At 34.6% G+C, this 24,890-nt stretch carries 22 protein-coding genes and 1 riboswitch; all 22 genes read right to left on the bottom strand.

Going from position 1 to position 24,890, the window contains the following annotated elements; all coding sequences use genetic code 11:
• Window positions 1-463 precede the first annotated feature (463 nt).
• Window positions 464-994: an alpha-ribazole phosphatase gene (gene cobC, locus Q1B05_RS06405; protein ID WP_299778817.1), complete on the bottom strand. Its 531-nt coding sequence runs from the start codon at window positions 992-994 to the stop codon at window positions 464-466.
• Window positions 979-1,782 carry an adenosylcobinamide-GDP ribazoletransferase gene (locus Q1B05_RS06400; RefSeq protein ID WP_299778815.1) on the bottom strand — a complete coding sequence of 268 codons (804 nt, stop codon included), beginning with the start codon at window positions 1,780-1,782 and terminating at the stop codon, window positions 979-981. Before Q1B05_RS06400 ends, cobC begins: the two co-directional genes overlap by 16 nt.
• Window positions 1,779-2,825: a nicotinate-nucleotide--dimethylbenzimidazole phosphoribosyltransferase gene (cobT, locus tag Q1B05_RS06395; RefSeq protein ID WP_299778813.1), complete on the bottom strand. Its 1,047-nt coding sequence runs from the start codon at window positions 2,823-2,825 to the stop codon at window positions 1,779-1,781. Before cobT ends, Q1B05_RS06400 begins: the two co-directional genes overlap by 4 nt.
• A 6-nt stretch (window positions 2,826-2,831) precedes the next feature.
• Complete coding sequence (cobN, locus tag Q1B05_RS06390) at window positions 2,832-6,575, bottom strand: cobaltochelatase subunit CobN (RefSeq protein ID WP_299778811.1); 3,744 nt, start codon at window positions 6,573-6,575, stop codon at window positions 2,832-2,834.
• 40 nt (window positions 6,576-6,615) lie between these two features.
• On the bottom strand, window positions 6,616-6,972 hold the full coding sequence (locus Q1B05_RS06385; protein WP_299778809.1) for a four helix bundle protein: 357 nt from the start codon (window positions 6,970-6,972) through the stop codon (window positions 6,616-6,618).
• An 81-nt stretch (window positions 6,973-7,053) separates the two neighbouring features.
• Entirely contained in the window at window positions 7,054-8,127 is a 1,074-nt protein-coding gene (cobW, locus tag Q1B05_RS06380; RefSeq protein ID WP_299778807.1) for a cobalamin biosynthesis protein CobW, read from the bottom strand.
• A 41-nt stretch (window positions 8,128-8,168) separates the two neighbouring features.
• Window positions 8,169-8,855: an energy-coupling factor ABC transporter permease gene (locus Q1B05_RS06375; protein WP_299778805.1), complete on the bottom strand. Its 687-nt coding sequence runs from the start codon at window positions 8,853-8,855 to the stop codon at window positions 8,169-8,171.
• Window positions 8,856-8,919: 64 nt separating this feature from the next.
• The gene (locus Q1B05_RS06370) at window positions 8,920-9,504 is read right to left on the bottom strand and encodes a cob(I)yrinic acid a,c-diamide adenosyltransferase (protein WP_299778803.1); all 585 of its coding nucleotides are present in this window, start codon (window positions 9,502-9,504) and stop codon (window positions 8,920-8,922) included.
• Window positions 9,501-10,817 (bottom strand): cobyrinate a,c-diamide synthase, encoded by a 1,317-nt coding sequence (locus Q1B05_RS06365; protein ID WP_299778801.1) that lies wholly within the window; start codon window positions 10,815-10,817, stop codon window positions 9,501-9,503. The genes Q1B05_RS06370 and Q1B05_RS06365 overlap by 4 nt, the downstream gene beginning before the upstream one ends.
• The gene (locus Q1B05_RS06360; protein WP_299778799.1) at window positions 10,814-11,332 is read right to left on the bottom strand and encodes a bifunctional adenosylcobinamide kinase/adenosylcobinamide-phosphate guanylyltransferase; all 519 of its coding nucleotides are present in this window, start codon (window positions 11,330-11,332) and stop codon (window positions 10,814-10,816) included. Before Q1B05_RS06360 ends, Q1B05_RS06365 begins: the two co-directional genes overlap by 4 nt.
• Window positions 11,322-12,968 carry an AAA family ATPase gene (locus Q1B05_RS06355; protein ID WP_299778797.1) on the bottom strand — a complete coding sequence of 549 codons (1,647 nt, stop codon included), beginning with the start codon at window positions 12,966-12,968 and terminating at the stop codon, window positions 11,322-11,324. Before Q1B05_RS06355 ends, Q1B05_RS06360 begins: the two co-directional genes overlap by 11 nt.
• Window positions 12,968-13,681: a hypothetical protein gene (locus Q1B05_RS06350; protein ID WP_299778795.1), complete on the bottom strand. Its 714-nt coding sequence runs from the start codon at window positions 13,679-13,681 to the stop codon at window positions 12,968-12,970. Before Q1B05_RS06350 ends, Q1B05_RS06355 begins: the two co-directional genes overlap by 1 nt.
• Window positions 13,678-14,763 carry a cobalt-precorrin-5B (C(1))-methyltransferase CbiD gene (gene cbiD / locus Q1B05_RS06345; RefSeq protein WP_299778793.1) on the bottom strand — a complete coding sequence of 362 codons (1,086 nt, stop codon included), beginning with the start codon at window positions 14,761-14,763 and terminating at the stop codon, window positions 13,678-13,680. The genes Q1B05_RS06350 and cbiD overlap by 4 nt, the downstream gene beginning before the upstream one ends.
• A complete protein-coding gene (locus Q1B05_RS06340) occupies window positions 14,760-15,515 on the bottom strand; it encodes a precorrin-6A/cobalt-precorrin-6A reductase (protein ID WP_299778791.1) in 756 nt (251 codons plus the stop codon). Before Q1B05_RS06340 ends, cbiD begins: the two co-directional genes overlap by 4 nt.
• A 20-nt stretch (window positions 15,516-15,535) precedes the next feature.
• Complete coding sequence (gene cobM / locus Q1B05_RS06335; protein WP_299778789.1) at window positions 15,536-17,377, bottom strand: precorrin-4 C(11)-methyltransferase; 1,842 nt, start codon at window positions 17,375-17,377, stop codon at window positions 15,536-15,538.
• Window positions 17,378-18,577 (bottom strand): precorrin-6y C5,15-methyltransferase (decarboxylating) subunit CbiE, encoded by a 1,200-nt coding sequence (cbiE, locus tag Q1B05_RS06330; protein ID WP_299778787.1) that lies wholly within the window; start codon window positions 18,575-18,577, stop codon window positions 17,378-17,380. It lies immediately after the preceding gene.
• Complete coding sequence (gene bluB / locus Q1B05_RS06325) at window positions 18,578-19,219, bottom strand: 5,6-dimethylbenzimidazole synthase (RefSeq protein ID WP_299778785.1); 642 nt, start codon at window positions 19,217-19,219, stop codon at window positions 18,578-18,580.
• 3 nt (window positions 19,220-19,222) lie between these two features.
• Window positions 19,223-20,599 carry a precorrin-3B C(17)-methyltransferase gene (gene cobJ / locus Q1B05_RS06320; protein WP_299778783.1) on the bottom strand — a complete coding sequence of 459 codons (1,377 nt, stop codon included), beginning with the start codon at window positions 20,597-20,599 and terminating at the stop codon, window positions 19,223-19,225.
• Window positions 20,596-21,306, bottom strand: coding sequence for a precorrin-2 C(20)-methyltransferase (gene cobI, locus Q1B05_RS06315; RefSeq protein ID WP_299778781.1), 711 nt, complete (start codon window positions 21,304-21,306; stop codon window positions 20,596-20,598). Before cobI ends, cobJ begins: the two co-directional genes overlap by 4 nt.
• Complete coding sequence (locus tag Q1B05_RS06310) at window positions 21,303-22,235, bottom strand: sirohydrochlorin chelatase (RefSeq protein ID WP_299778779.1); 933 nt, start codon at window positions 22,233-22,235, stop codon at window positions 21,303-21,305. The genes cobI and Q1B05_RS06310 overlap by 4 nt, the downstream gene beginning before the upstream one ends.
• Window positions 22,236-22,239: 4 nt before the next feature.
• The gene (gene cobA / locus Q1B05_RS06305) at window positions 22,240-23,784 is read right to left on the bottom strand and encodes a uroporphyrinogen-III C-methyltransferase (protein WP_299778777.1); all 1,545 of its coding nucleotides are present in this window, start codon (window positions 23,782-23,784) and stop codon (window positions 22,240-22,242) included.
• On the bottom strand, window positions 23,781-24,587 hold the full coding sequence (locus Q1B05_RS06300; protein WP_299778775.1) for a (2Fe-2S) ferredoxin domain-containing protein: 807 nt from the start codon (window positions 24,585-24,587) through the stop codon (window positions 23,781-23,783). The genes cobA and Q1B05_RS06300 overlap by 4 nt, the downstream gene beginning before the upstream one ends.
• Before the next feature lie 88 nt (window positions 24,588-24,675).
• A riboswitch (cobalamin riboswitch) is annotated at window positions 24,676-24,875 on the bottom strand.
• Window positions 24,876-24,890: the final 15 nt, after the last annotated feature.

The following is a 24,890-nucleotide window of genomic DNA, read 5'->3' as shown; positions in this document are numbered from 1 at the left end:
GCCAGTTATGGTATAGAGTTGCTAAAAATGACATACAAGCGCAGTATAGACCTACATTGAGCTTGTATCGTTTAAACCAAATCTAAAATAATTGCCATCACATCTTTAAACGTGGGTTCGCCTGTCACTAAAAAATCGGAAATGCTCCGGATAGACAAAACAATCACGTTCTATTTAAAATTGTAACTAGAAAACATGAAAAACAATTTCAGACTATAATAAAAATCCATCGCTAATAGTATCAATTTAATTTCAGAATAACACCGTTACTTACTGCGACAACAGATATGGCAAAGACGGGGCAACGTAGGGGTTATAGCGTGGTTATACCATGCTTATAGTAATGAATACATATAGTAACCCCATGTATAATTATAGCATTACAAATTATAAGACTACAAATTTTATAATGTAACATTACTTTCCATCCTCAACTTAAAGACGCTCCTATTCTATATTAGGCTTATATTTTTGAATACTTTATTTTTAAAACAGCACCATATGCAATAACCAAATCATTAAAAGAATCTTTTAAATCTATAGCGTTAAAATAGGCCCATAGGCTTCTTATTACCCCCGAATGTGTAACAATAGCGATGCAATTGTAGTGCTGTGGTAAGTCTTCTATAAATGCTGTGGCGCGATGTTGCAGGTCCTGATAAGACTCCCCGTTATGCGTTGGTGTATTCACCCAATCATTATACCAAGGCTGTATCTCATCAAAAGGTATATCACTCCATTTTTTAAGTTCCCACGAACCAAAATAAAGTTCTTTTAAACGAGTATCTGTGGTAATATCTTCTGAAATAACATGAGCCAATTGTGTACACCGCTGCAAAGGACTGGAATATACTTTTTCTAAATACGTTGGAAGGGCACTCAAAACCGTTTCGGCTTCTAAAGCAAAACTATCTTTTAAAGGAATATCACTATCTCCATAACATATACCCTTTTCAATCTCGGGCGTAGTATGCCTTATCAAATATATTTCCATAGTATAAGTATACTTAAGTAAAATATAATTTCACAAATTTGCTGAATAGCTCCCAAACAATCTCCGGTATAACCGCCAATCCATGTATTAAAAAAACGAGTCAGTAACAGCCTTACCAAATAAACAGGAACAAGCAACAAAAAAACATAAGGGGTTTGAAATAAAAACAATGGAAACAAAGCAAACGCAAGCGCTAAAATAAATGCTGGACTGGTCCATTTTAAACCCTCTGGTGTTATTGCTTTTAATTTTGAAGTGTCGTCATTTACACGAGCATATTCATGCGTAATCATAACACTAACAGCTAACACCCTACTAAGACTATGACCTGCAAGCAAAACAAATAAAACAAAATATGGAGTAGGAATTCCATGGGCAACCGGTAACTCGACCAAAGCCACTAATAATTGAAACTTCAATAAAAGCGCCATAACTAAAGCTATCGCACCATAAGCTCCTATCGTGCTATCCTTCATAATCAAAAGAATGTTTGCTTTGTTCCATCCGCCTCCAAAACCATCAACGGTATCCGCCAAACCATCTTCATGAAATGCGCCTGTTAATAACAAACCACTAATCATGGAGATTGTTACCGCAACAGAAACAGGTAAAATAGTAAGCGACAACATTAATATTCCTGCAGAAAATCCGCCGACCAACAAACCAATAAGCGGTAAATATTTAACAGACGCTATTGAATACTCTTTGTTAAATGGTATGCTCTTAGGAATGGGAATCCTAGTGTAAAACATTAATGCTGTAAAGAATATTTGAATTTCTTTTTTCATTCATTCCCTTTATTAGACACGCTTGCACTGTCAAAACTGGCAATTTCATTTATTAAATGCACTGCCGATTGTACTAAAGGAAAAGCAATGGCTGCTCCTGTACCTTCACCTAATCGTAATCCTAAATTTAATAAAGGTTTAGCTTTAAAATAATCTAATAATTTTTGATGTCCAGGTTCTCCAGAAGTATGTGCAAAAATGCAATAATCTATCACTGCTGGATTCAGTTTAGAAGCCACTAACAAAGCAGACGTAATGATAAAACCATCTATTAATAAAACCATTTTTAATTCTGCGGCTTGTAACATCGCTCCAGCTATCATCGCGATTTCAAAACCACCAAAGGTTTGTAAAATGGCTTCCGGAGATGAAACAGAACTGTGTTTATCTATAACCGCTCTAAGCACCTGCTTTTTAGCAATAACACCTGCACTATCTAACCCTGCGCCTCGTCCAACACAATCTTCAATTGGCATGCCCAACAACGTACTCATTAACAAAGATGCCGAACTGGTATTACCAATACCCATCTCTCCAAAACCAATAATATTAGACCCTTCCGAATAAATACGGGTGGCTATAGCTGCTCCTTTTTCAATACACATATCACATTGCGCTTTAGTCATTGCAGGTTGATACAGGTAATTTTTTGTGCCTAAATCAATTTTTTCATGAATAAGTCCTTTACAATGTTTAAAATCATATTTCACTCCCGAATCAATCACTTTTAATGCAATGTTGTGCTGTCTTGTAAACACATTAATACCGGCACCACCACTTAAAAAATTATACACCATTTGCCAAGTCACTTCTTGCGGATTGGGATTTACAACACCGTCTTCGGCAATACCATGGTCGGCTGCAAATAAAGCAATCGTTGGTTTACTTAATTTAGGTGTTAACGTTTGTTGTATAACACCTATTTTTACAGCAACAACTTCTAAATCTGCCAGAGAACCAACAGGTTTTGTTTTATTATTTACTTTGTGATGTAAATCTGCTAAAATAGCCTGATCTGGTGTTTCAATATTAAATGTTTTCATAGTATGTTATTCTGTTATATTATCTGATTCTTTATAAAGTGCTTTTAAGGCTTCAATGGTTTCTTCTGATGGATTTTCCCACATGCCTCTTTGAATGGCTTCTAACATGCGCTCAGACATGTCTTTTAATGCCCACGGATTGTGTTCTTCTACGAATGCTTTGTTCTCCTCATCAAACAAATAATTTTCGGTAATTTGTTCATACATAAAATCCTCTATCAAGTTAGTGGTTGCGTCATAGGCAAACAAATAATCCATAGTGGCTGCCATTTCAAAAGCACCTTTGTAACCGTGTTCGCGCATCCCTTGCATCCATTTCGGATTCACGACCCGAGAACGGAATACTTTTAACAACTCTTCTTTCAACGTTTTTACCTTCGGATGATCTGGTCGAGAATGATCTCCAAAATAGGTTTCGGGTTGTGAACCTTTTATGGTATGTACTGCGACTGTCATTCCGCCTTGAAACTGATAATAATCATCGGAATCTAAAATATCATGCTCTCGATTATCTTGATTTTGCATCACCACTTCTATAGACGATAATCGTGTTTTAAAGGTTTCGTGAGCAGAAGTGCCACTATTGTTTTTTCCGTAATACGCATAGCCACTCCAATTAATATACGCTTGTGCTAAATCGTCTGATGTGGTCCAGTTTTTCCCATCAATTAAACCTTGTAATCCAGCTCCGTAAGCACCAGGTTTCGATCCAAACACACGATATAACGCTCTTTCATTAGCTTGCTTTTCATCTAAACCTTCATCTTGCCATTGCTTTTTCTCCTCATCAAAACGTTTTTTAATAGGATTTTGTTCCTCGGTTTCATCTAATGACGCTACTTTTTCTACCGCAGCATTAAATAAGGAAATTAAATCGGGAAAAGCATCTCTAAAAAACCCAGAAATACGCAGCATAACATCTACTCGTGGTCGTTTTAACTCTAAGGTAGAAAGTACTTTAAAATCTTTAACGCGTCGGTTACTGCCTTGCCAAACGGGTTTTACTCCAATTAAAGCTAAAGCTTGTGCAATATCGTCTCCGCTGGTGCGCATAGTAGACGTTCCCCAAACAGAGAGACCAATAGACGTAGGATATTCTCCATGTTCTTGTAAATAGCGATCTATAATGTTTTTGGCACTTTTTTCACCCAATTGATAGGCGGTTTCTGAGGGAACGGTACGGACATCTACCGAATAAAAATTCCGCCCTGTGGGTAAAATATCCAATCGACCACGTGTAGGCGCACCAGAACCACCAGCAGGAATATAGTGTCCGTTTAATCCCTTAATCAAATGCGCTATTTCATGGCTTGTTTTATTTAAAACGGGCAATGTATGTTGTTGTATATAACTTAGTATTTGTTGTGTATATTGACCAATATTTTCAAGTACATCATTATTGAATAATTGAGTTACCAAATTTTTAGCCTTGTTCTCTAATAACTCAACCGCTTGTCCGTAAGTTCTGCAATGAATACCTAAAATCTCTTTTTCAAAAGAATCAGAATACACTACGTTTATAGGGTCGAAGCCAAGTTGTAAATCATCTGCTAAACATTGAGTGATTCCTTTTAAATCGGCTTGCGGTAAACGGTGTAAAGCGACAATTAAATCGATTAGTTTTTCATTGGCAGGCAATTGTCCTAAAATATGTAAACCTCCCCTTATTTGGGATTCTTTTAATTCGCATAAATACCCATCAATAACTTCCAATAAAGCATCAATGTCTTTTCCATCTTCATTTAAATCGGCTTTAAGATGGGTTTCATTGACAAGAGTTTCAATTTTAGTTTTAATAAGTGTAGCTCTTCTTTTATCGACTAAAGCGGCTTCATAAAACTCATCAATTAATAGTTCTAACTTTAATAAATCGCCATAATTCTCGGCCCGTGTCATGGGCGGAATTAAATGATCTAAAATAATAGCCTGGTTTCTTCGTTTTGCTTGAGTGCCTTCCCCGGGATCGTTAATAATAAACGGGTAAAAATGAGGTATTGCCCCTAAAATAGCCGCAGGAAAACACGTTTCTTTACTTAAAGCGACACTTTTACCGGGTAACCATTCTAAATTTCCATGTTTACCAATATGCACCAAAGCATCTGCTTTAAAATCGTGTTGTAACCAAATATAATAGGCCAAATACGCTGGTGGTGGTGGTAAATCTGGCGAATGATAACTGGCTTGTAAATCTAAATTATACCCTCGACTTGGCTGAATGCTTACCAATACGTTTTCTGAAATAAACCCTGGAATTAAAAAATGTCCGTTCTGATAATTGGGAGATGCTTTTGGAGGCCCCCATTGGGCTTCAATAGTCTCACGAAGCTTAGCTGATAATTGATTATAATAACGATAAAACACAACCTCATCTAACTGAATAGCATGCCGTTCGTTTAACGTATTTATCGTTTCTAAACTGTTGGTAACCGAATTGGTTAATTTATGTATAAGGTCTTTTGTGGTTTTCGGATAATCTGAAGCTAAGCTATAATTTTCATCTGCCAATTGCGCTAATATCTGCAAGGTGCTTTGTGGCGTATCTAACCCCACACCATTGGCTAATCGGCTGTTTTTATTGGGGTAATTAGGCAAAACTAAAGCTATTTTTTTAACTGAATTAGTCGTATTCTGAAGGTTTAACCACGCTTTAGCCATTTGAGCTACAAATTCGCAGCCTTCATTATTTGAGACATAAGAAACCACTTCAGAATCGGTTAAAGCATCTTTTTCTACAGCTTCTTTAAAAGAAATGACTTTTGATATAATTTTACCATCCACTTCTGGCAAAGCTATATTCATAGCTATATCTGTAGGTGGTAAGCCAAAACTACCTTCCTGCCAACTTTCACGATTACAACTTCCCATGATGGCCTGAATCACAGGAACGTTAAACACATCAAACAAACTTTCTGACGTTTCATGAAATCCTTGCACACTAAAACCTGTAGTATTTATAATAACTTGAGGGGTTTCTATGTGATGCGTTTTTAATAAGTCGAAAATTTGTTGCTGAATATCATGATCGCGATAGCCCGCCGCCATAAGTACTACAGAGGCGATACCTTCGCCCTCTAAAGCGCTAATAAGACTATGAATAGGCTCTAAATTATTAGATAAATAATAACTTCTATAGCCAAAAATAACTGCCTCCTTTTTTTCTGTTATAGGTGTTGCATCCCAAATTCCCTGATTAGGATGATACAGAAATAAATCGGGAATGGTCTGAATTGGATTGGGAGCTACATTTAAATTCGTAATTCTATTACTAATTAATTGCAATGCAGATTGACAATTTTCGATACCACCAGACTGTATATATTTCCAAATTAAATCGACTTCTTTTAATGGAATATTAGAAGATTGCATCAATTCTAAATCGGGTTTATTATCACCTGGTAAAAACACCAATTGAATGTTATGCTCTTCACAACACTCTGAAATCGCTTCGCACAGATAATTATAATACCCTTTACCGCCTAAAAGTTTAAGTACAACAATTTGGGCCGTAGTAATCACATCTTCAACATACGTATCAATAGTGAGTTCTTGCTTAAAATAGCTAAGGTTGGCAAACCTGAATGAAGGAACATGGCCTACAGAATCATGTATTAATTTGTAGGCAGTGTTCATCATAAACAAATCGGAATCTGCCGAAGATAAAAACACGATGTCTCCCGGAGATTGATCGATGTAAAACACCCCTTCATCATTAGGATTCCAGCCGCCTGGTATGGTAGAAATTAAATGCACTTTTTATAAGAATGTTAAATTATAAATTTTTAATGTTGAATTATTTACTTAACGAAGCTTGAGAAGTTTTAATAATTGATGTTAATATTCTAATCAATTCCTTTACATCTCTAATGTAAGAGGTATAGTTTAAATCAACCAATCTACTTTGTTCTAATAATTCTAACCAATAAAGTGATTCTCTAGCTTCTTTTGAAGATATAGACAGTTTATGAATAAAATCTTTCTTGGTTAAAGCAGCTTCTGATTCAGAAACATTAGCTCCAATACTTGTACCACTCCTTAATAACTGTTTAGACAAAACATATTCTTTGTTAAACTGCAACTCTTTATAAAGTTGAATTATTTGTAAAGAAAAATTAAAACTTTTATCTTTTATAATGTTCTCTTTCATCATTTATAATTTAGTATCAAAATTTATAATTAATTAAGACTTTCATCATTTATAATTTAACATTAAAAATTTATAATTACTCTTTTAATGAGAATGCCCGTGCTCATGGTCGTGACTATGACTATGTGCATGCGTCTTTATGTTGTTCTCTTCCGTAAGTTCTATGTTTTTACCAATAACGACAATAGTTGTTTTACGATTTTCAGTAGCTCCCCAAGGTCTTTCAAAATAGTAATCAAAACGAGAGCCTACGCCTTGTAAAACCATACGCATCGGTTTGTTTGGTATGTTTACAAAACCTTTAATTCTATAAATTTCGTGTTGTGCTACAAGTGCTTTTAACTCTTTTACTAAAGTTTTAATATCTGCTGTTTCAGCATATTCTAGTAAAACCGTTTTAACATCATCATTATGGTGGTGGTGATTGCCGTGTTTATGATGCGCTTCGTGAATGGAATGACGGTTATCTACATCATCTTCTGCAGACGCTTCAACTCCCAATAGCAAGGTATTATCTAATTCACCATTTACAACAGGAATAATTCTAGTGTTTGGTCTGGCTTTAGCCGTGATTATTTTAGTAATTTCTTCAAACTTGGCATCATCAACTAAATCGCTTTTACTAACTAAAATCAAATCTGCACAAACTAATTGATCTAAAAACAATTCTTCAATAGGCGTTTCGTGGTCTAAAGAATCGTCGGCTAAGCGTTGTGCTTGTACACGCTCTCTATCACAAATTTCTCCAGTAGCTATGCCTACAGCATCTACCACCGTAATCACAGAATCTATAGTAATATGAGGTTTTAAATCGGGCCAGTTTACGGCTTTCACTAAGGGCTTAGGCATAGATAAACCCGATGTTTCTATAACAATATGGTCAATTTCATCTTTACGTTCTAACAACCGCAACATAGAAGGTAAAAACTCCTCTTGCACCGTACAGCAAATACATCCGTTTGGTAATTGAATTAAGTTACACCCTTCATCACCACATTCAGAAGATGCGATAAGTTGCCCATCGACATCTACCTCTCCAAATTCGTTTACCAAAACAGCAATACGCTTTCCATGGGCATTTTTTAGCATATTATGTACTAAGGTCGTTTTTCCCACACCTAAAAATCCGGTAACGATAGTAATTGGTATTTTATTCATGTTTTATAAATTGAAAATTATTAATTCTTTTAAATAACCACTTATGCTTGTACAGCGTTATAAAGTCGTTTTTCAAAAAAGGTCGTTTTATGAAATCTATTTGCAGAGAATTTTGCGATGGCTAATACCCCCAAATCTACTAATGGTTCTATTAACACCACTAACATATAAGCGCCACCAAAACTAAGAATGCTTAATAGGTTTTCTACGCCAATACCTTGACCATATATAGCCCAAAATGTAACCCAACCAACAATTCCTGCTTGGTACACTAAAGACAATTTTAAAACTTGTGCATACTTCAATTTAATATAAGGCGTATCTTTTGTTATCGTTTTATTAGCAACATAAGAAAGTGCCATTAAAGGGATAAGTAAGGTGGTAACATTCATTCCATATTGTGGTAAATCAATTGGTGCAAAGAATGCGCCCTGAATTAATAAACCTAGTGCCAGACCAATACTAGCAGGTGCGAGTCCAAAGAGTAAAAATAATGTGGATCCCAAAATAAAGTGAACTTCTGAAACACCGACGGAATAATGTGGTAATACTTGAAAAAATGTAAAGACTAAAGCTGTAGTTGCAACAGATTTGACTAAAAAAGTCAACGGATTGGTCTTTTTAATGTTGCTAAATGAAGCTTTTGCTACTCCCATAATGGCGACTGCGGCTGTTACGTATGAAAGCCCGATTTTCGCTGAATCTACTATTCCTGGTTCAATGTGCATAATATTTGTTTTTAAAGGTTAAACTGTTATGTATTAAATTGTTTTTTTTCTGAATTGCCTTAAATTATTTTGCTGTCTTCTTTCGTTTATATAAAAATAAATTCCATTTTTCTTCGGCTACGCCATACTTGTCCATTTCTGCTCTCGCCATGGTGAAAAACAAATCGGATAACCGGTTAACATAGCTCATAATATAATCGTGAACACAGTCTGGATCTTCTTGCATTAGTGTAACCAATTGCCTTTCGCCTCGTCTGGTTTGTGTTCTACACACATGGCAAAGCGCCGATATTTCATTACCACCCGGTAGTAAAAAATAATCTGAAGGAGACGTGATTTTTTCTTCCATTTCATCCATCCAATGTTCACAAAACTCTGGACCGTCTTCTGGTTTTGGATTTGGGTTTTCTTTTTTAGAATCCGACGGACGTGCCAAATGCGACATCATATTCATCATATCCTTTTGAACACGATGTAAATTTGGTTGCCATTCGTGATCGTTACCTAGTTTAGAGCGCATTAAGCCAATGGTAGAATTCACCTCATCTAACGTACCAATACATTCAATTCGTGCCGAATTTTTAAAGGTTCGTTTTCCTCCAAAAACGCCTGTAGTACCTTTATCTCCTTTTCTTGTATAAATTTTCATCTGTTATTTTTTATTTCGTTAATCAATTGTATCAGCGTTTCTGTTGTACCAAAATAATGATGCACATAAGACGCCATAACATTCTGCTTTTTATAAATTTTTGTTGATGTACAAACACCTACAGCATTTGTAATGGTGGCGTTACTTGTTGTTTCATTATCATGTATCAAACTAGAATAATGAAACTCGTGTCCTTTAAAAATATGCTCATTAATAGTAGAAGTACGGTATCCTAAATGCAGCTTTTTATCAGCTATTGTAGATTCAAAATCAAAATAATTAACCATTTCAAAAGGTTCATTATCTTCAGAAATAATAGATTTCCCTAAGTACATCATCCCTCCACATTCTGCATATATTTCACCATCATTTTCTGCAAATGTTTTAATACTAGCAAGCATTTCTTTATTACTAGACAATTCTTTTAAATAAACCTCAGGATAGCCTCCGGGAAAATATATAAAATCACAATCAGGAATCTCAGTATCGTGAATAGGGCTAAAAAACTGAACAATCCCTAATTGTTCCATTGCTGTTATATTTTGAGGGTATATAAAGTTGAAAGCTTCATCTTTAGCGACCGCAAATTTTATTTTTTCAGTAAGATTTTTTTCTTCGGATGAAATAGGGATACAAACCACATCTTTTGAAGCTTCTAATATTGCTTTCCAATCCATGGTTGTTTCTAAAGCATCAGCAATTTCATCAATCAGAATATCAAATTTTTCTATTTCCTGAATATTTAACCCAAGATGCCGTGATGGAATTTCAATGTTTTTTAAGTTTGATAAATAACCAAAACATTGCACTCCAATATCCTCACAAGCTTCTTGCAACATGGTATAATGCCTTTCGGAACCGACACGGTTAAAAACAACACCCATTACTTTTACTTCTGCATCAAAATTGACAAAACCCTGAATAAGCGGCGCAACAGAATAGGCAACCGCTTTAGCATCAATCACCAATAAAACGGGTGTTTCTAATTTCTTAGCCATTTCTGCCGTACTACCTTTGTCTTTTTGAGCACCATCAAATAAACCCATTACACCTTCGATGCAATTTACTTGAGAATCTTTACCGTAAAAATTTAGATTGTTGTTAATATCTTCTTGAGACATCATAAACAAATCTAAATTGACACCTGTTTGTCCACAAGCCAATTGATGAAACTTTGTGTCTATATAATCCGGACCAACTTTAAAAGGCTGTACCGCTTTTGTTTTACGTTTCAATACACGCAACAAACCTAAAGTAAGGGTTGTTTTACCTGCGTTACTACTTGGAGCCGATATGATGAGTTGTTTTATCATCCTTTTGTATGTATTGGAATTCCAGAAACCATAAAGTCTACCTTAGTTGCTTTCTTGGCGATGTATTGATTCACTTTTCCTTGTAAGTCTACAAATTGCCGGGTTGCTTTTTCCATAGGTATTACGCCTAAACCAATTTCATTTGTAATTGCAATTACAATATTGTTGTTCTCGCATAATACATTCCACTCTTTAATAACAAAGTCGAAACTTAAAGTCGCATCGTATTTAAAATGATACATAACATTAGTGATCCAAAGTGTAATACAATCTACAAACAACACCTTATTAACTGCCGTTATTTTACTAATATTGAGTTCCTCTTCAATAGTTGTCCAATGATCTGTACGCCTTTGTTTGTGGATTTCAATACGTTTACGGTATTCATCGTCCCAATATTTAGAGGTAGCTAAATACGTAGGAGCATCGTCTAGATTTAAAGCAATTGTCTCGCCATATTCACTTTTTCCAGAGCGCTGTCCACCTGTAATAATATGTACTATTTTAGTGCTCATTGTCTGTGATTAAACGTTCATAATTCGCATTAATTCGGTTGGCTAAATCAGAAGCAACACCGATTTTAACCATGCCTTGTTCGGCATCAATAATTTGAGTAGTATGTACGCCTTTACAATAGGTTTGAAAAGCCAATACGGTAGCTTCCAAATTGTTTTCCGAATTTAATTTACCATCAGTAATAATATGGAGGTTATGATTAAATTCTATATCAGAACAAACCCCTTTTACTAGTTTAAAACCAGCGGTTAAATTGGTTTTCCCTCCTGTTTTAAGAGCGGTTAAAGCCATTTCAATAGCTTTTAAAGCCCCTGTTCTATTTAAAAGGTGTTGTGCTTCTCCGTCAAACAAAGAAATAATAGAAAACTGTGTGTTTTGATTTTTAGAGGCTTCTGCTATTTTATTTACCGTGCCTTTGGCGTAAGCTATAATTTGATCTTTTAACATGGAACCACTAGAATCTATCAAGAAGATATGATGCTGTTTTAAAAGCTTATTTTTACGCTTGTTTTTTAATTCGAATTTATCGGTTACTAAATACTGACTTACTGTTTTTTTGGTATCAATTAACGTAATATTTCCTTCTGAATTTTGAATGGAATGTGTTCCGTTTTGAATGGTATTTGTACGGATGTCTTTGGACTTCTGAAACTTATTTTGAGGAAGCAACATCTGTACTTTGTCTTCTTTTGAAGGACTAACTTCTGAAGATTTTTCTTCTGGTTGATTGTTTTGATCTGGAGAGGATTTTTCCTTATTAGGTTCATTATTTAAACTTCTATGGTTTAATACCAAATCGGCAATAGCATCCACATCTTTTATGGTAATGTTAGAAGTATTTTGATAGGCAACAAAAGCTCTGGCAGTTTTTAATAGTAAAATATCTGCCCGTAACCCTTCTACTTGATGCTGTATGGCTAATTGGCTACAATAGGCTATAATGTCATCAGTAATTGGTATCGACTTCAATCTGTTTTTAGCAGCTTCAATTCGTGATTTAATACGATCATCTTCAACTTTATAATCTATGACAAACTGTAAAGGATCATCATCAAATTCAAAACGTTGTTTGATGATTTTCTCACGTACTTTTGGATCTACAGACGTTGTAATGTTTACACTTAAACCAAAACGATCTTTAAGTTGGGGTCTTAAATTTCCTTCTTCAGGATTCATAGAACCTACTAAGCAAAATCGACTTTCAAAATAACGTGAAATACCTTCCCGTTCTAAATAATAATTACCAGAAGCAGCAGCATCTAATAAAATATCGGTAAGATAATCTTGCAATAAATTCACCTCATCTACATACAAAACACCTTGGTGTGCTTGTGCCATTAAGCCTAGATTCACAACTTCTTTTTTAGCATTTATCAATTGTTCTAAATCTATACTTCCTATTAATCGATCTTCCGAAACACCAATAGGTAAATTAACAAAAGGATAGTTTTCTTGATTTCCCATTAAACTTGTTAACGATCTAATCAAAGTCGTTTTTCCTGTACCTTTATCTCCTATTGCTAATACGCCTCCAATTAGAGGATCTACCAAATTTAAAATAAGTGCTAACTTAAAATGGTCTTGCCCTACAATGGCAGAAAACGGAAAATTTATATGTGCTTTACCTTGTCTCATTATGCATAAAAACCGTTATAAATCCAAACCATTCCAATAATTACAGAAGCCATGCCTGCAATACCATTCATCCACTTAAAAATGGATAAATTGCGTTCTAAAAACCGACTCATTACAGATATTAAAACATAACTATAAACCCCCATGGCTATAATAATTCCGAGACTTTCTACAGCTAGAATTAAAATAGCTTCGCCTATGGTATCACTACTTAATACTAAGGCCGATGTTAAAGCACCTCCTGTACCAGCTAAGCCGTGCAGCATACCAATCCAAAATGATTTATTCATTGGATTTACGGCTATTTCTTCACCTTTGGTACCATGTAGATGTATAGGATTAGAAAGATCATGTTCGTGAGCTTCTATTTTTTTATGATCTTTTACCATGTTATTAATAGCATGATTCCTTTTTATGGCGACAATCCCTAACCAAATCATAATAGGGCCAACAGCTAATTCTGCATAAAAAGAAATATTATGCACCACTAAAGTTGCCATACTCTTAAAAAGAAGAGCTGCACCTCCAAAAAGTAATAAAGTTGCCGAATGTCCAAATGCCCATTGAGAAGCTTTAAAAACTGATTTAAAGTTTACGCGTTTATTATTAATGCTATTTTCGGAAGCTAATACTGAAACTGCCGTAACATGATCTGGCTCAAAGGAATGCAGTATTCCTGCCATTAATGGCCTAATTAAAGAAATTACTGTCATTTTTTAATAAATTTAATAAGTGTTCCATTTTTATCTATAAGATAGATATCTAATTCTACCTGTTTCATTTTTATATGTGTATGCTGGTAACAATGCTTAAGCAACAACTGAAAAAAAGGTGAGTGTTGTTCAAAATCAAATAATTCGGTTAACCGTCCCGCCATATTTAAGGCTTTAATTTTATCTGCTTCATAAAAACCGACCTCTTCGGCCAATTGCACTATAAAATCTTTATTCCAACTCGATACACAGCTGTGCGTATCGGTAATACCTGCTGCTAATTTTGCAGCTTTACCAAGCATGATACCAATGCTAACTTTTTCAATTGGGCATTGATTGATTTTAGTCAGCGTTTCCCCTATCCAATTCCCGTAATGGATAAACCCATATTCGGGTAAATGATCGAATTTAGCCGACAAATATTTTTCACTTCTTGCTCCTGAATTAATGACCAATTCCGTCACATTATTGGCAACAGCAACATCAATACCTTGCTCTATACTTGCGATATAAGATGATGACGAATAGGGCTTAACAATGCCACTTGTTCCTAAAATGGAAATGCCGTTCATAATGCCCACACGCTCATTAAGTGTGCGTTTAGCAATCTTTCGTCCATTAGTAACATATACAGTCACAGATACGCCACATTCTAAATCGTAAGCGTGCAAGAGTTTTTGAATAGCACTTGTAATCATTTTTCTAGGTACTGGATTAATAGCCGGCTCTCCAATAGCCAATTCTAAGCCTTTAAGCGTTACCGTTCCAACACCTTCACCTGCAATAAATTGAATATCTTTTTCTTGTGTTAAATTCAAAACACATCCAATTTCTGCGCCATTAGTTACATCAGGATCGTCGCCTGCATCTTTGATTACAGAACATTTTGCGGTGTTTTCTGTAAACTCACAATGATGCACAGGAATTTCTAATATTTTATCAATAGGCAAGTGAACTTTTACAGAAGCGATTTCCTTTTGATGAATAATAGCCATCAACCCAGATTTCGCTGCAGCTGTAGCACAGGTTCCTGTTGTAAACCCTTCTCTTAACGGCCCTTTTGGAATCTCTCTTAAACTCATATTTTCAATGTTTTAAGAATGAGTAATTCCAATGTACTAACATCAAACACGACTTTAAAATATGTCGGTATTTTTGGCTGTTCAATAATAATAATTTGTGAATTTGTTTGTAAAGCAGCTTCAATTTTTGTGCTTAAAAATCCACTATCACCTGTTTCTTTTGTTAAAACAACGTTGATATCGTTCGCTTCAATTATACTAACCTCTTTTTTTAAATCTTCCGAAGGCAAACCTAAAATCAATTGTTTTTCGGGAAAATGACTTTCAGCAGCAATAGCTAGTGATTCCGGTCTATCTAGTATTCTAAAATAAGTGGTCTGTTTTTCCCACCAAGGTTTTAATCTTTTAATAGATTGCACGCCTGTTAACGCTAATACAATTTGATTCTTTTCAAACAATTCTAAAGCAGCATCATAAGAATCTACATAAAATACAGATGGGTTAATTATTTTAGAAAGTAACTTTCTTCCAAATCGTATCACTGGAATTTTTAAACGTTCTGCAACTTTTGCTATTGTACTATGTAATATTTCAGCAAAAGGATGCGAAGCATTTATAATCGTATGAATTTCATTGTTTAATAGGTATTCTTCTAGTTGTTGTTCATCTAAAGCGCCATGTCTATAACGAGCTATTTCATTATCTTCAAAAGGAATATTTGTTTTAGTTGAATACACAAATGGCATAGCCAAACTTTCTAATAAAGCGGCTACTTTTTTCCCTTCTGTTGTTCCTCCAAAAACTAATATCATTTGCTTTTTATTATGAATGATTATTCTGTTACTACAAATTTCTTATTGGTTCTAAAAATGTGTTTCACATCTGGACTGTATAATTGTGATCTGTTTTTACGAGCTCCAATTGCGTGACCTACGATGATTAATACCGTTCTTGTTTTTTTACTGTCTTTTACAATTTTTGCTAGATTTTCTAATTTCCCTTGATAAACTTCTTCATCTTTCCAGCTAATTCTATACATCACAGCTACAGGCGTATCGGCATCAAAATGTTCTAATAATTGTGCTTGTACTTTTTTAGCGATTCCCACACTTAAAAAGATACACATAGTAGCATTAGTGGCTGCAAAAGCAGCAATACTTTCTTTTGGAGGCATGGGTGTTTTTCCTTCACCACGCGTTAATACAATAGATTGCACAACTTCAGGAATTGTAAATTCTGATCTTAAAGTCGCTGCTGCTGCACTAAAAGAAGAAATACCAGGTACAATGAAGTAATCCATTTCTAAGTCGTCAAAAATGGTCATTTGTTCTTGAATCGCGCCATATAAAGACGGATCTCCACATTGTAAACGCACAACGAAATTCCCTTTTTTATAATGCGCTTGCATTAAAGTAATTTGCTCTTCTAAAGTCATCATAGCAGAATTTCTAACTACTGCTCCTGCTTTACACCAATTGGTCATTTCTTCAGGAATTAAACTCCCGGCGTATAACACGCAATCTGCTTGCTCTAAATATTGCTTTCCTTTTACGGTTATTAATTCTTCATCTCCTGGTCCTGCACCAATAATAGCAATGGCTGTTTTACGAGCCGCATTAACACTTAAAGCCACAGAAAATGTAAATTTCTCACCATTATCTAAATGAATTTTTTGTTTTTCAATCAATACGTTTTTGCTTCCAGAAAGTAACATTGCAGTCGATTCTGAAACGCCATCGACACCAATTTTAGATTGTACCATGTCACTTGGGTTAGGCACTGTAACCGTATCTATTTCATCTGAAGTAAACGTGCTAAACGGAATTGCATTATTTGTACTAAAATCTAAATACGCTTGTTGTTTTCCTTTGATATCTATAGAACCAAAATTCTTAATCGCTGAAAAATTAATTCGTAATGCTTGAAGTTCTCGTCTTAAAGTGGTTTCAAACAGTTTTGAATCTAATTGTTTAGAACATCCAGATCCTACTGAAAGTACTTTTGGAATAAATAATAAACTCGGAATTGCTACCTCATAAATCTTATACGTTACGGCTATAAACAATTCGAATTGGGTGTAATCAATATCACTTTCATTATAAAAAAGAGTCACAAAATCAGGTACCGTTTTTTCTAAATGCTGTGTCCCTTTATCTTTAACATCCAACAATAAAGCGGTTGGTTTATTATTGACAAACAGAGCCATGGTTTTGTTCATGGATAATGAACGTTCTACTTGCCAGTCAAACTGACTTCCAAGTGTATCTAAAGCCCAAATATTTTGAACATCGCTTGATGTTGATATTATAGCATTTGAACCCAAGATAGTTGAGACCTTTAAAGCAAAATCATTTGCGCCACCTTTATGTCCGCTTAATACAGATTGTACATTTACACCCAAGTCATCCACAGAAATTACAGCCGGATCTGTACTCTTACTTTCAAGATGAGATGCAATTAAACGCACACAAATACCTAAAGCCGTTACAAAACATATACCATCTAACTTCGCAAAATTATCATTTAGATAACTTGAAATTGAAGCAATGGTTGATACATTTTTATTCGTAGAACTTAAGGTTGTTACAACTAACGATTTTGGAAATTCTTGCTGAATAATAAGGGCTTTTTCTAACCCTTTTTCAGTAACTGCTATGATGACTATTTTTTTCATTTATTGCTTTTCTGCGGTGTGAATGCTAATTTTATTGTGATCGTTTAGCTGAATACTATTCGTGCTAATCGCATAATTTAAGTCTGTAAGTGTTTCTATAAATACAGAACTACTTGTGTCTCTTACAGCATTGGTTACAAAACGAACCAATGGATTTAATTGATAAACGGTTTCGATTAATTCTTTTAATCGTCCGCCGTGTCCGCCAATAAAAACGACATCTGGCATAGGGAAATCGTTTAAATTCAGATTAAAGAAATCGTCTATAACAATCTCAATACCTGGTGTACTAAAACGTTCTGCATTTTGTTGAATAATGGTTGTGCATACTCCTCGCTTTTCAAAAGCAACTATTTTTAAATGCGGAAACTGTTGTTTCGCTTCAATAGCTACAGAGCCTGTGCAAGCACCAATATCCCAAAAAACATTTTTATTTTGTAATGCTAATGCACTTATGGTACTTAAACGAATAGGCATTTTGGTAATCATATTTGCTCTATTTTCTAACGGAATAAAAGCAGCATCTGGAATACCAAAAGGTTTGTTTTTAGGTGTTAGTTGTTTTAATAACACACAGTTTAATGCGTTATGCGTTTGGGGTGTACAAGCCGATAAATCGAGTTGTTCAATATGTTCTTCATTTCCATCTAAGGCTTCACCAATAGTAATCGAATAATTATCGAAACCATATTGTAACATACGTTTCGCAATTACTGCTGGTGTTTTTTTATTATCTGTTAATACACCTATTAATTTGGTTCTGTTAATTAAAGCTTCATCTAAAGCCGACCAATCTCTACCGTGAACCGATATTGATTTTAGGTTGTTATAATTCGTTTGTGTTTTATGACATAATAACTGAATACTATTGAAATAAGGAAAAGCTTTGAGTTTTGTATTTGGTAATAAACGTTGTAACGTGTTTCCGAAACCATAGAAAAAAGGATCTCCGGAAGCAAAAACAACTATAGAAACTTCAATCGTTTTATAGTGTTGAATTAACGCATCCATCTTACCTGAAATTTCAATCCAAGTATGAATTTTTGGTAAGAACGATTTCACCAATTCATAATGACGTTTCCCTCCAGAAAATACAGTTGACTTCTGAATTAACTCCAAGACATCATCACTCCATTTTGGAGTAGGATGATTGCTAATTCCAATTAAATAAAAATCGATATGTGTATCATTTTGTATCATTTACATATACGATTCTTTAATTACCACATCGTTAATGTTCTTACGTTTTTCCCATTGTAAACGTTCTAATTCTGGGTTCTCATAAAATTCATCGACATGCCCTAAACATAGATACCCTATTAATTGTCTGTCTTTTGGTGCTTTTAATATGGTTTTAATGGTATCGGGATTTAAAATACTCACCCAACCTAAACCAATATCTAACGCTCTCGCCATTAACCACATATTTTGAATCGCACAAACAACAGAATATACACCAGCTTCTTTCATGGCCGTTTGTCCTAAAACAGGGTGTTCACTAGGCTTATAGAATACCGCTATATTCAATGCAGATTCAATAATACCTTCTAATTTCAATTGGGTATAAGCATCTATTTTATTTCCTTCAAAAAGTGTTTTGGCTTTTTCATTTTCTTCAAAAAAACTGTCTTTAACTTTATTTCTAATGTCTAAATCGTTAATGACAACAAATTCCCAAGGTTGCGAAAAACCAACCGAAGGTGCGTTTACTCCTGCAAATAGAATTTTATCTAGATCGGCTTTAGCAATCGGTTTATTTATAAAACGATTCCCTCTAACGTCTCTACGGGCAAGTATTATTTGCTCTAAGGTTTCAATATGTTCTGGAGTAAATTTGTTCATCTTTTAAGATTTAAAATAGATTGAAGCTTCCGGTAACGTAAAAGCAGCATTAACAATGGCTGCGGCAACATTACTTCCGCCTCTGTTACCTTCTATAATGACCCAGTTTGTATTATTCGTTTGTGATAATTGCTCTTTAGCTTCTAAAACATTTACAAAACCAACAGGTACACCAACAACTCCTGCAGGTTTAAAATTGTTGTTAGCTCTTATTTGGTCTACAATTTCGAATAAAGCCGTAGGCGCATTTCCCACAACATATAAAGCATTCGGATGTTTTTCAATGGCTTTTCTAATACCTGCTTGCGAACGTGTAATATTTTCTGATTTTGCTAAGAGTTGTACGTCTTCGTCATTTAATAAACAATGTATCTGATTACCGAATTCCTTAGTGAACGCTTTTGTGATTCCAGCTTGTACCATCGTAACATCTGTTACAATTTCTCCTCCGTTTTTAAGATGATGATGCCAATTTTCAATGGCTTTTGAAGTCGCCGAATAATGATTAAAATCTTCTAAAATCCCTGTGGTATGAATCACTCTCGTCATTGCCCATTTATCAGCGATAGAAAATGGCAAATCTTTAATATGTTCTGTAACAATTCTAAAACTTTCTTGCTGAATTTCTTTACCCGTATGCGGTTTTCTATTCAGGTAACCTCGTGGTGTAACCAAGTAGTCTTTAAAACGATACGTTTGAGAGTTTCCAATCATCACCAAGCAAAACATATCGACATCTTCAGGATTAAACTCACCTAAAGTGGTAATTTTAAGTGCTTCTTCTGGTCGTGTTACGTGCCTTATAATGGCAACGGGCGTATTAGGTGAACGCTCTGATAAAAATATTTTCTGCAATCTACCTAATTGCCAATGCCTTTTTATACTTTTCGGATTGTATAAACTGGTAACAAAATCGCCCATTGCTGCCGCTTTAATTCTTTTTTCTATTCTGTTCCATGGCGTCATTAAATCTGATAAAGAAATACAGCAAAAATCGTGACCTAATGGCGCACCTAATTTACTTCCTGCGGCTAAAAAAGCAGAAACACCTGGTAAGGTTTCCAATTCAATATCATCGTGATTTTCTTTAGAAACAACTTCGTAAACAATAGCCGCCATAGCATAAATACTGGCATCTCCAGAACCAATAACAACAACATGTTTGTCTTCTTTAGCTTTTTCAATAGCTTTATGAGCTCTGGCTTCTTCTTTACCTAAGGGCATGGAGATGAGTTCTGCATCTGCTTTAAATAAAGTGGCTCCAAATTGAAAATAATAGTCATAACCAATAACCACATCTGCTTTTTCTAAAGCGTTTTTAACTATGGGTAACATATAATCAATATCTCCAGGACCTAAGCCTGCTACTGTTATTTTCATGAGGTGCTTTTTTTAATAATGATAAGAGAAAAATAAGGGATCTCTCGTTTATTTGCAGTTGCCCAATCGTTTGTGATAAATTGTTGATCGGTTCCTAAACGTTCGGCATAAGTGATACTGTGCTTTTCTGTATCGATTACTGATGTGATAATATCTATTACCGATATTATTTTCATTAATACTACGGTGTCAAAATTATCTATAGCTTCTTGTAATTCTGCTTTGGTTTGTACACGAGGAATAACTACTACTTTTTCGTTTTGTAAGCACAAAGGCATTTTACTTTCTGAAGCTAAATGCAAGTAAGAACTAATACCAGGAATTAAATCTATAGCTAAGTCATGCTCTTGCATTTTTTCTAACAAATAAGAAAAAGAACTGTACGTACTAATATCGCCTTCACTAACTATAGCAATGGATAATCCTTTTTTATAATCGCTTAAAATGTGTTGAAACGTTGTTTCGTAAATAACTTTCGCTTGCTCGCGTTCCAAATCCATTTTTAAGTAGAAACCTTCTAGTTTATTCGAATCTAAATCATACTGATTTAAGATAGATAACGAGTAACTTTCTTTCCTACCGTCTTTAAATAAAGATCCTGGATAGTATATCTTATCTGCTTGTTGCAGTGTTTTTAATCCTTTAAGGGTAATTAAATCAGCATCACCAGGACCTAAAGAGACACCATAAATTTTTCCTTCTATCATATACCCAAACCTTTTTTAATTTTAGTAAACACACTGTTTTTTTGACCTACTTTTTCATCTTCTTCAAACAACAGACCTTTTACACCTAAATGATGCCCTATTTGTTCTTTACCAATTTCCGATTCTAAACCTACAATTTGCTTACGGTATTTACAGAGTTGGCAATTCATATTTGCCGTACCGTTAATGGCTTCATCTAAACGCTCATCAAAAGCTTTTAAAATCAACTCATCACTACCAAAAGCCTGAGTATAAATATACTCGTGAAGTGAAGTTTCGCTAAAATCTCTTATTTGCTTATAAATACGTTCTAAAAGAATTCCGGTGAAAAAGAAAAACGGAATCGCAATAGTGCGTTTAAATTCCATCTTAGAAGTAAGTTCTAGGCTTTTAGTTACATTTGGGTAAGCAGTACCGCTATAGGCAACGGTTGTAAAACCAAATCCCATACCTTCACCTAACATACAGGCTAATTTGTGCACATCGGAATTGGCATCGGTATCGGTTGTTCCTCTGCCTACAACCATTAAACAAACGTCCTTCCTGTCTATTGGTGCATGTTTGCTTTCCTCTTCTAAAACTCTTTTTTGAGCTAACTCTAGTAAAAAGGAGTTTACACCAAGGTGTTTCCCCATTTTAATGGTTAAATCTTTATAATAGCTTTGTATGGTATTCATCTCGTAAGGAATATCATTTTTGGCATGAGAACCTGCAAAAAGAATAACTGGCAACGCATAAATTTCACGAATCCCTTTTTGATACATCCGTTCAACAGAAGCTTCGTAAACAGGGTGGTTAAATTCTAAAAAACCATAGTCCACTTCGTAATCGGTATAACGTGCTTGTAGCAGCGCTACTAATTCCTTAAATGAATCGGTTCCTGTTTTGGTTCGACTGCCATGTCCACAAAGTAAAATTCCTTTTTTCATTGTTTTATGTAATTGGTTCTGCTCCTATTAAAAATACGACGGGCATTTGTAGTGCTTGTTTTTGGATATCGACTTCTATATTTCCTAAGGTTGATGACAATAAAATTTCATCTTCTCTAGAAACATTAGATATGGCGTTTATTGGAATATTGGGATTTTTACAAACTTCTAAAAGTTTAGGAATTATTTTACTTAAACTTTTAGAAGCCATATAAAGCGCCAAGGTGTTACCGGCTTTTAACATTTCGGCAATACCTTTAAATTGTGCGGTTGAATAATCGGCGGTATGCGCTGTACAAATTAAAACTGCATTAGAGTGTCCTCTTTCGGTAATAGGAATGTTTAATCCATTCGCAGCCGCTAAGGCTGCAGAAATTCCTGGTACTACTGTAAAAGGCAAATTATGTTCCGTTAAAAAACGGGCTTCTTCAGCAGCTCTTCCATAAATATACGGATCACCAGATTTTATACGAACGACTCTATTACCTTGCTCACAATGCGTTTTAAGTAATTGGTTAATTTTATTCTGACGCGCTTTTGGATCTTCTGTATCTCCAAACTTACGACCAACATAAATGTGTTTTGCAAGTGTATTAATCTCTAATATTTCAGCAGAAATTAAATTATCGTATAAAATAATTTCAGCGTTTTTAATAGCATCAAAAGCTTTTAAGGTTAATAAATTTTTATTTCCAGGCCCTCCACCAACAATAGAAATTTCTGGTAAATACGTTTTTGTGAAAATCCATTCAGGATTAGAAAATTGATATTCAAAATTAAGTAACGATTTCGATTTAGAATTATCTATAATCTTATAACGTTCTTCTGTAGTTACCTCAAAAACAGGTGTAGGTAAGTTTAAATGAAATGCTGCATTTTCATAATACGCCCTTCTTTTTGGGTGTACATCTGCACAACCATTAATAACTTCTCCAAAACAGTTTTGTTTTAAAATAGCTTCAATTAAACCCACAGCATCTTTTTGATGAATAAGATTTACGGGCACATTTGGATTTTTTAATTGTTTTTTATGACTTAAAAACCGACCAGGATGACGCTTGGGTCCTATTAATCCTGCCAAGCGCAAAATAGTTAAATTGCTTCCAAAATGCTGTTTCAATAAGTGTTCTGCTTTAATTAAAGCATGTCCTGAAGCTTTTTCCGGGTAACAACCTATTGTTTCATCTATAAGACCATTGGTATTTTGATATACAGATGTAGAACTAACAAAAACTACCTTTATTGACTTAGGTGTATGCTTAATAATTTGTTCTATTTGAAGTGGGTGTATCGTTTCAATAGTTTCAACACGCTTTGGTGGAAAATTAATAATTAGCGTTGAGGCTCCGTTTATTAAAGCATCCCAATCTCCAATAATTTTATCAGCCTCTATTTTTATTCTACTTACAGGAAACGAATATTTACTTAACGTTTTTAAGTTATCTAGATCGGACGTGCTACCACTAATAGTATATCCTTTTTTTTGAAGTTCTAAGGCTAGTGGTAAACCTAACCAGCCTAATCCTAAAATAGCGATATGCGTATTCATAACTGTGATAAATCTAGAGTTAGACGTTGCAACTGAATTTTTGTACAATATGTCCAAGCTTCGGTATGTATAGAATCAAATTCTATTCTACCTAAAGTTTTTCCGAATTTATTTTTAAAACGAATCCCTGTTTTTGCCGTTTCCTTTTGATAAAAATATTCTGTACTCGAAATTTTTAATTGTTGCAATTCCTTATCATCTTTTGGAACAGCAGCAATAACAAATTCTAAACATTCGGTTTGGGTTTGAAGTTCTAGCGTGAATTCTTTTGAATAGTTTACTTCTTTAATATTTTTAAACGCTAAGTGAGGTTTATTAGGCACTTGAAGTGTGACACCTTCTGGTTTATCTAAGAGAAATAAGAATAATGGATATAAATATTGATCTGAACTAAACCCTTTTGTAATGAGGCAATCTCCTAATTCTTCATCGCTTTTAAATTCAAAAGGCTTTGGCTTTATAGGTGCTATTTCTTTATTAGAAACCTGTTCTTCCCAGCCTTCTTTAAACAATAGTTCAGTTTCTAAAGGACATTCATTATGTATATGTCCTTTAACAATATGAGTAATTTTTTCTGGTGTAAGTTCTTTGTACCAAAATGTTCCAGGGTACACAATACAAGTAGGTGCATCTTCACACCTACCATTACATCTGGTTTTAATAGTATGTGTAGTGTTCCAATTATCATTGTTACGTAAATAAGCTCTTGCAGCTCTTACTACTTTTTCTCCGCCTGCTTTCTGACAAGAACCACCGTCGCAAAAGAAAAATGTATGTGTTGTATTGGCTATGTTTTTTCCCATTAAATTAGTATAACAATTATGGGAAAAGTAAGAGTAGAAAGCCCAAAAACGAGGCATTCAAACACATCAACTTTTATCCCGAAAGTTTAAATTAGGTTTTTCTTTAGGCAGGTCTTCTGACTCACTCTACTTTTAACGCCTTCCCATTCCTAAGAACAGTGACTTCTAGATGTTAAAAGCTTTTTTAGAGCTTACAGCTGCGGGAACAGTTTTGGATTCTCACCAAATTCCCTTTTAATTCGATATTCTTAATTAAAAGAATAAGAAACCTTAAGCAATCCAAATGTATAACTAATTTTTGAA

This window comes from uncultured Formosa sp. (genome assembly GCF_947500765.1).
Lineage (GTDB): Bacteria > Bacteroidota > Bacteroidia > Flavobacteriales > Flavobacteriaceae > Formosa.
The sequence above is the reverse complement of the archived record's forward strand: the minus strand, read 5'-3'. Positions and strand labels throughout refer to the sequence as shown.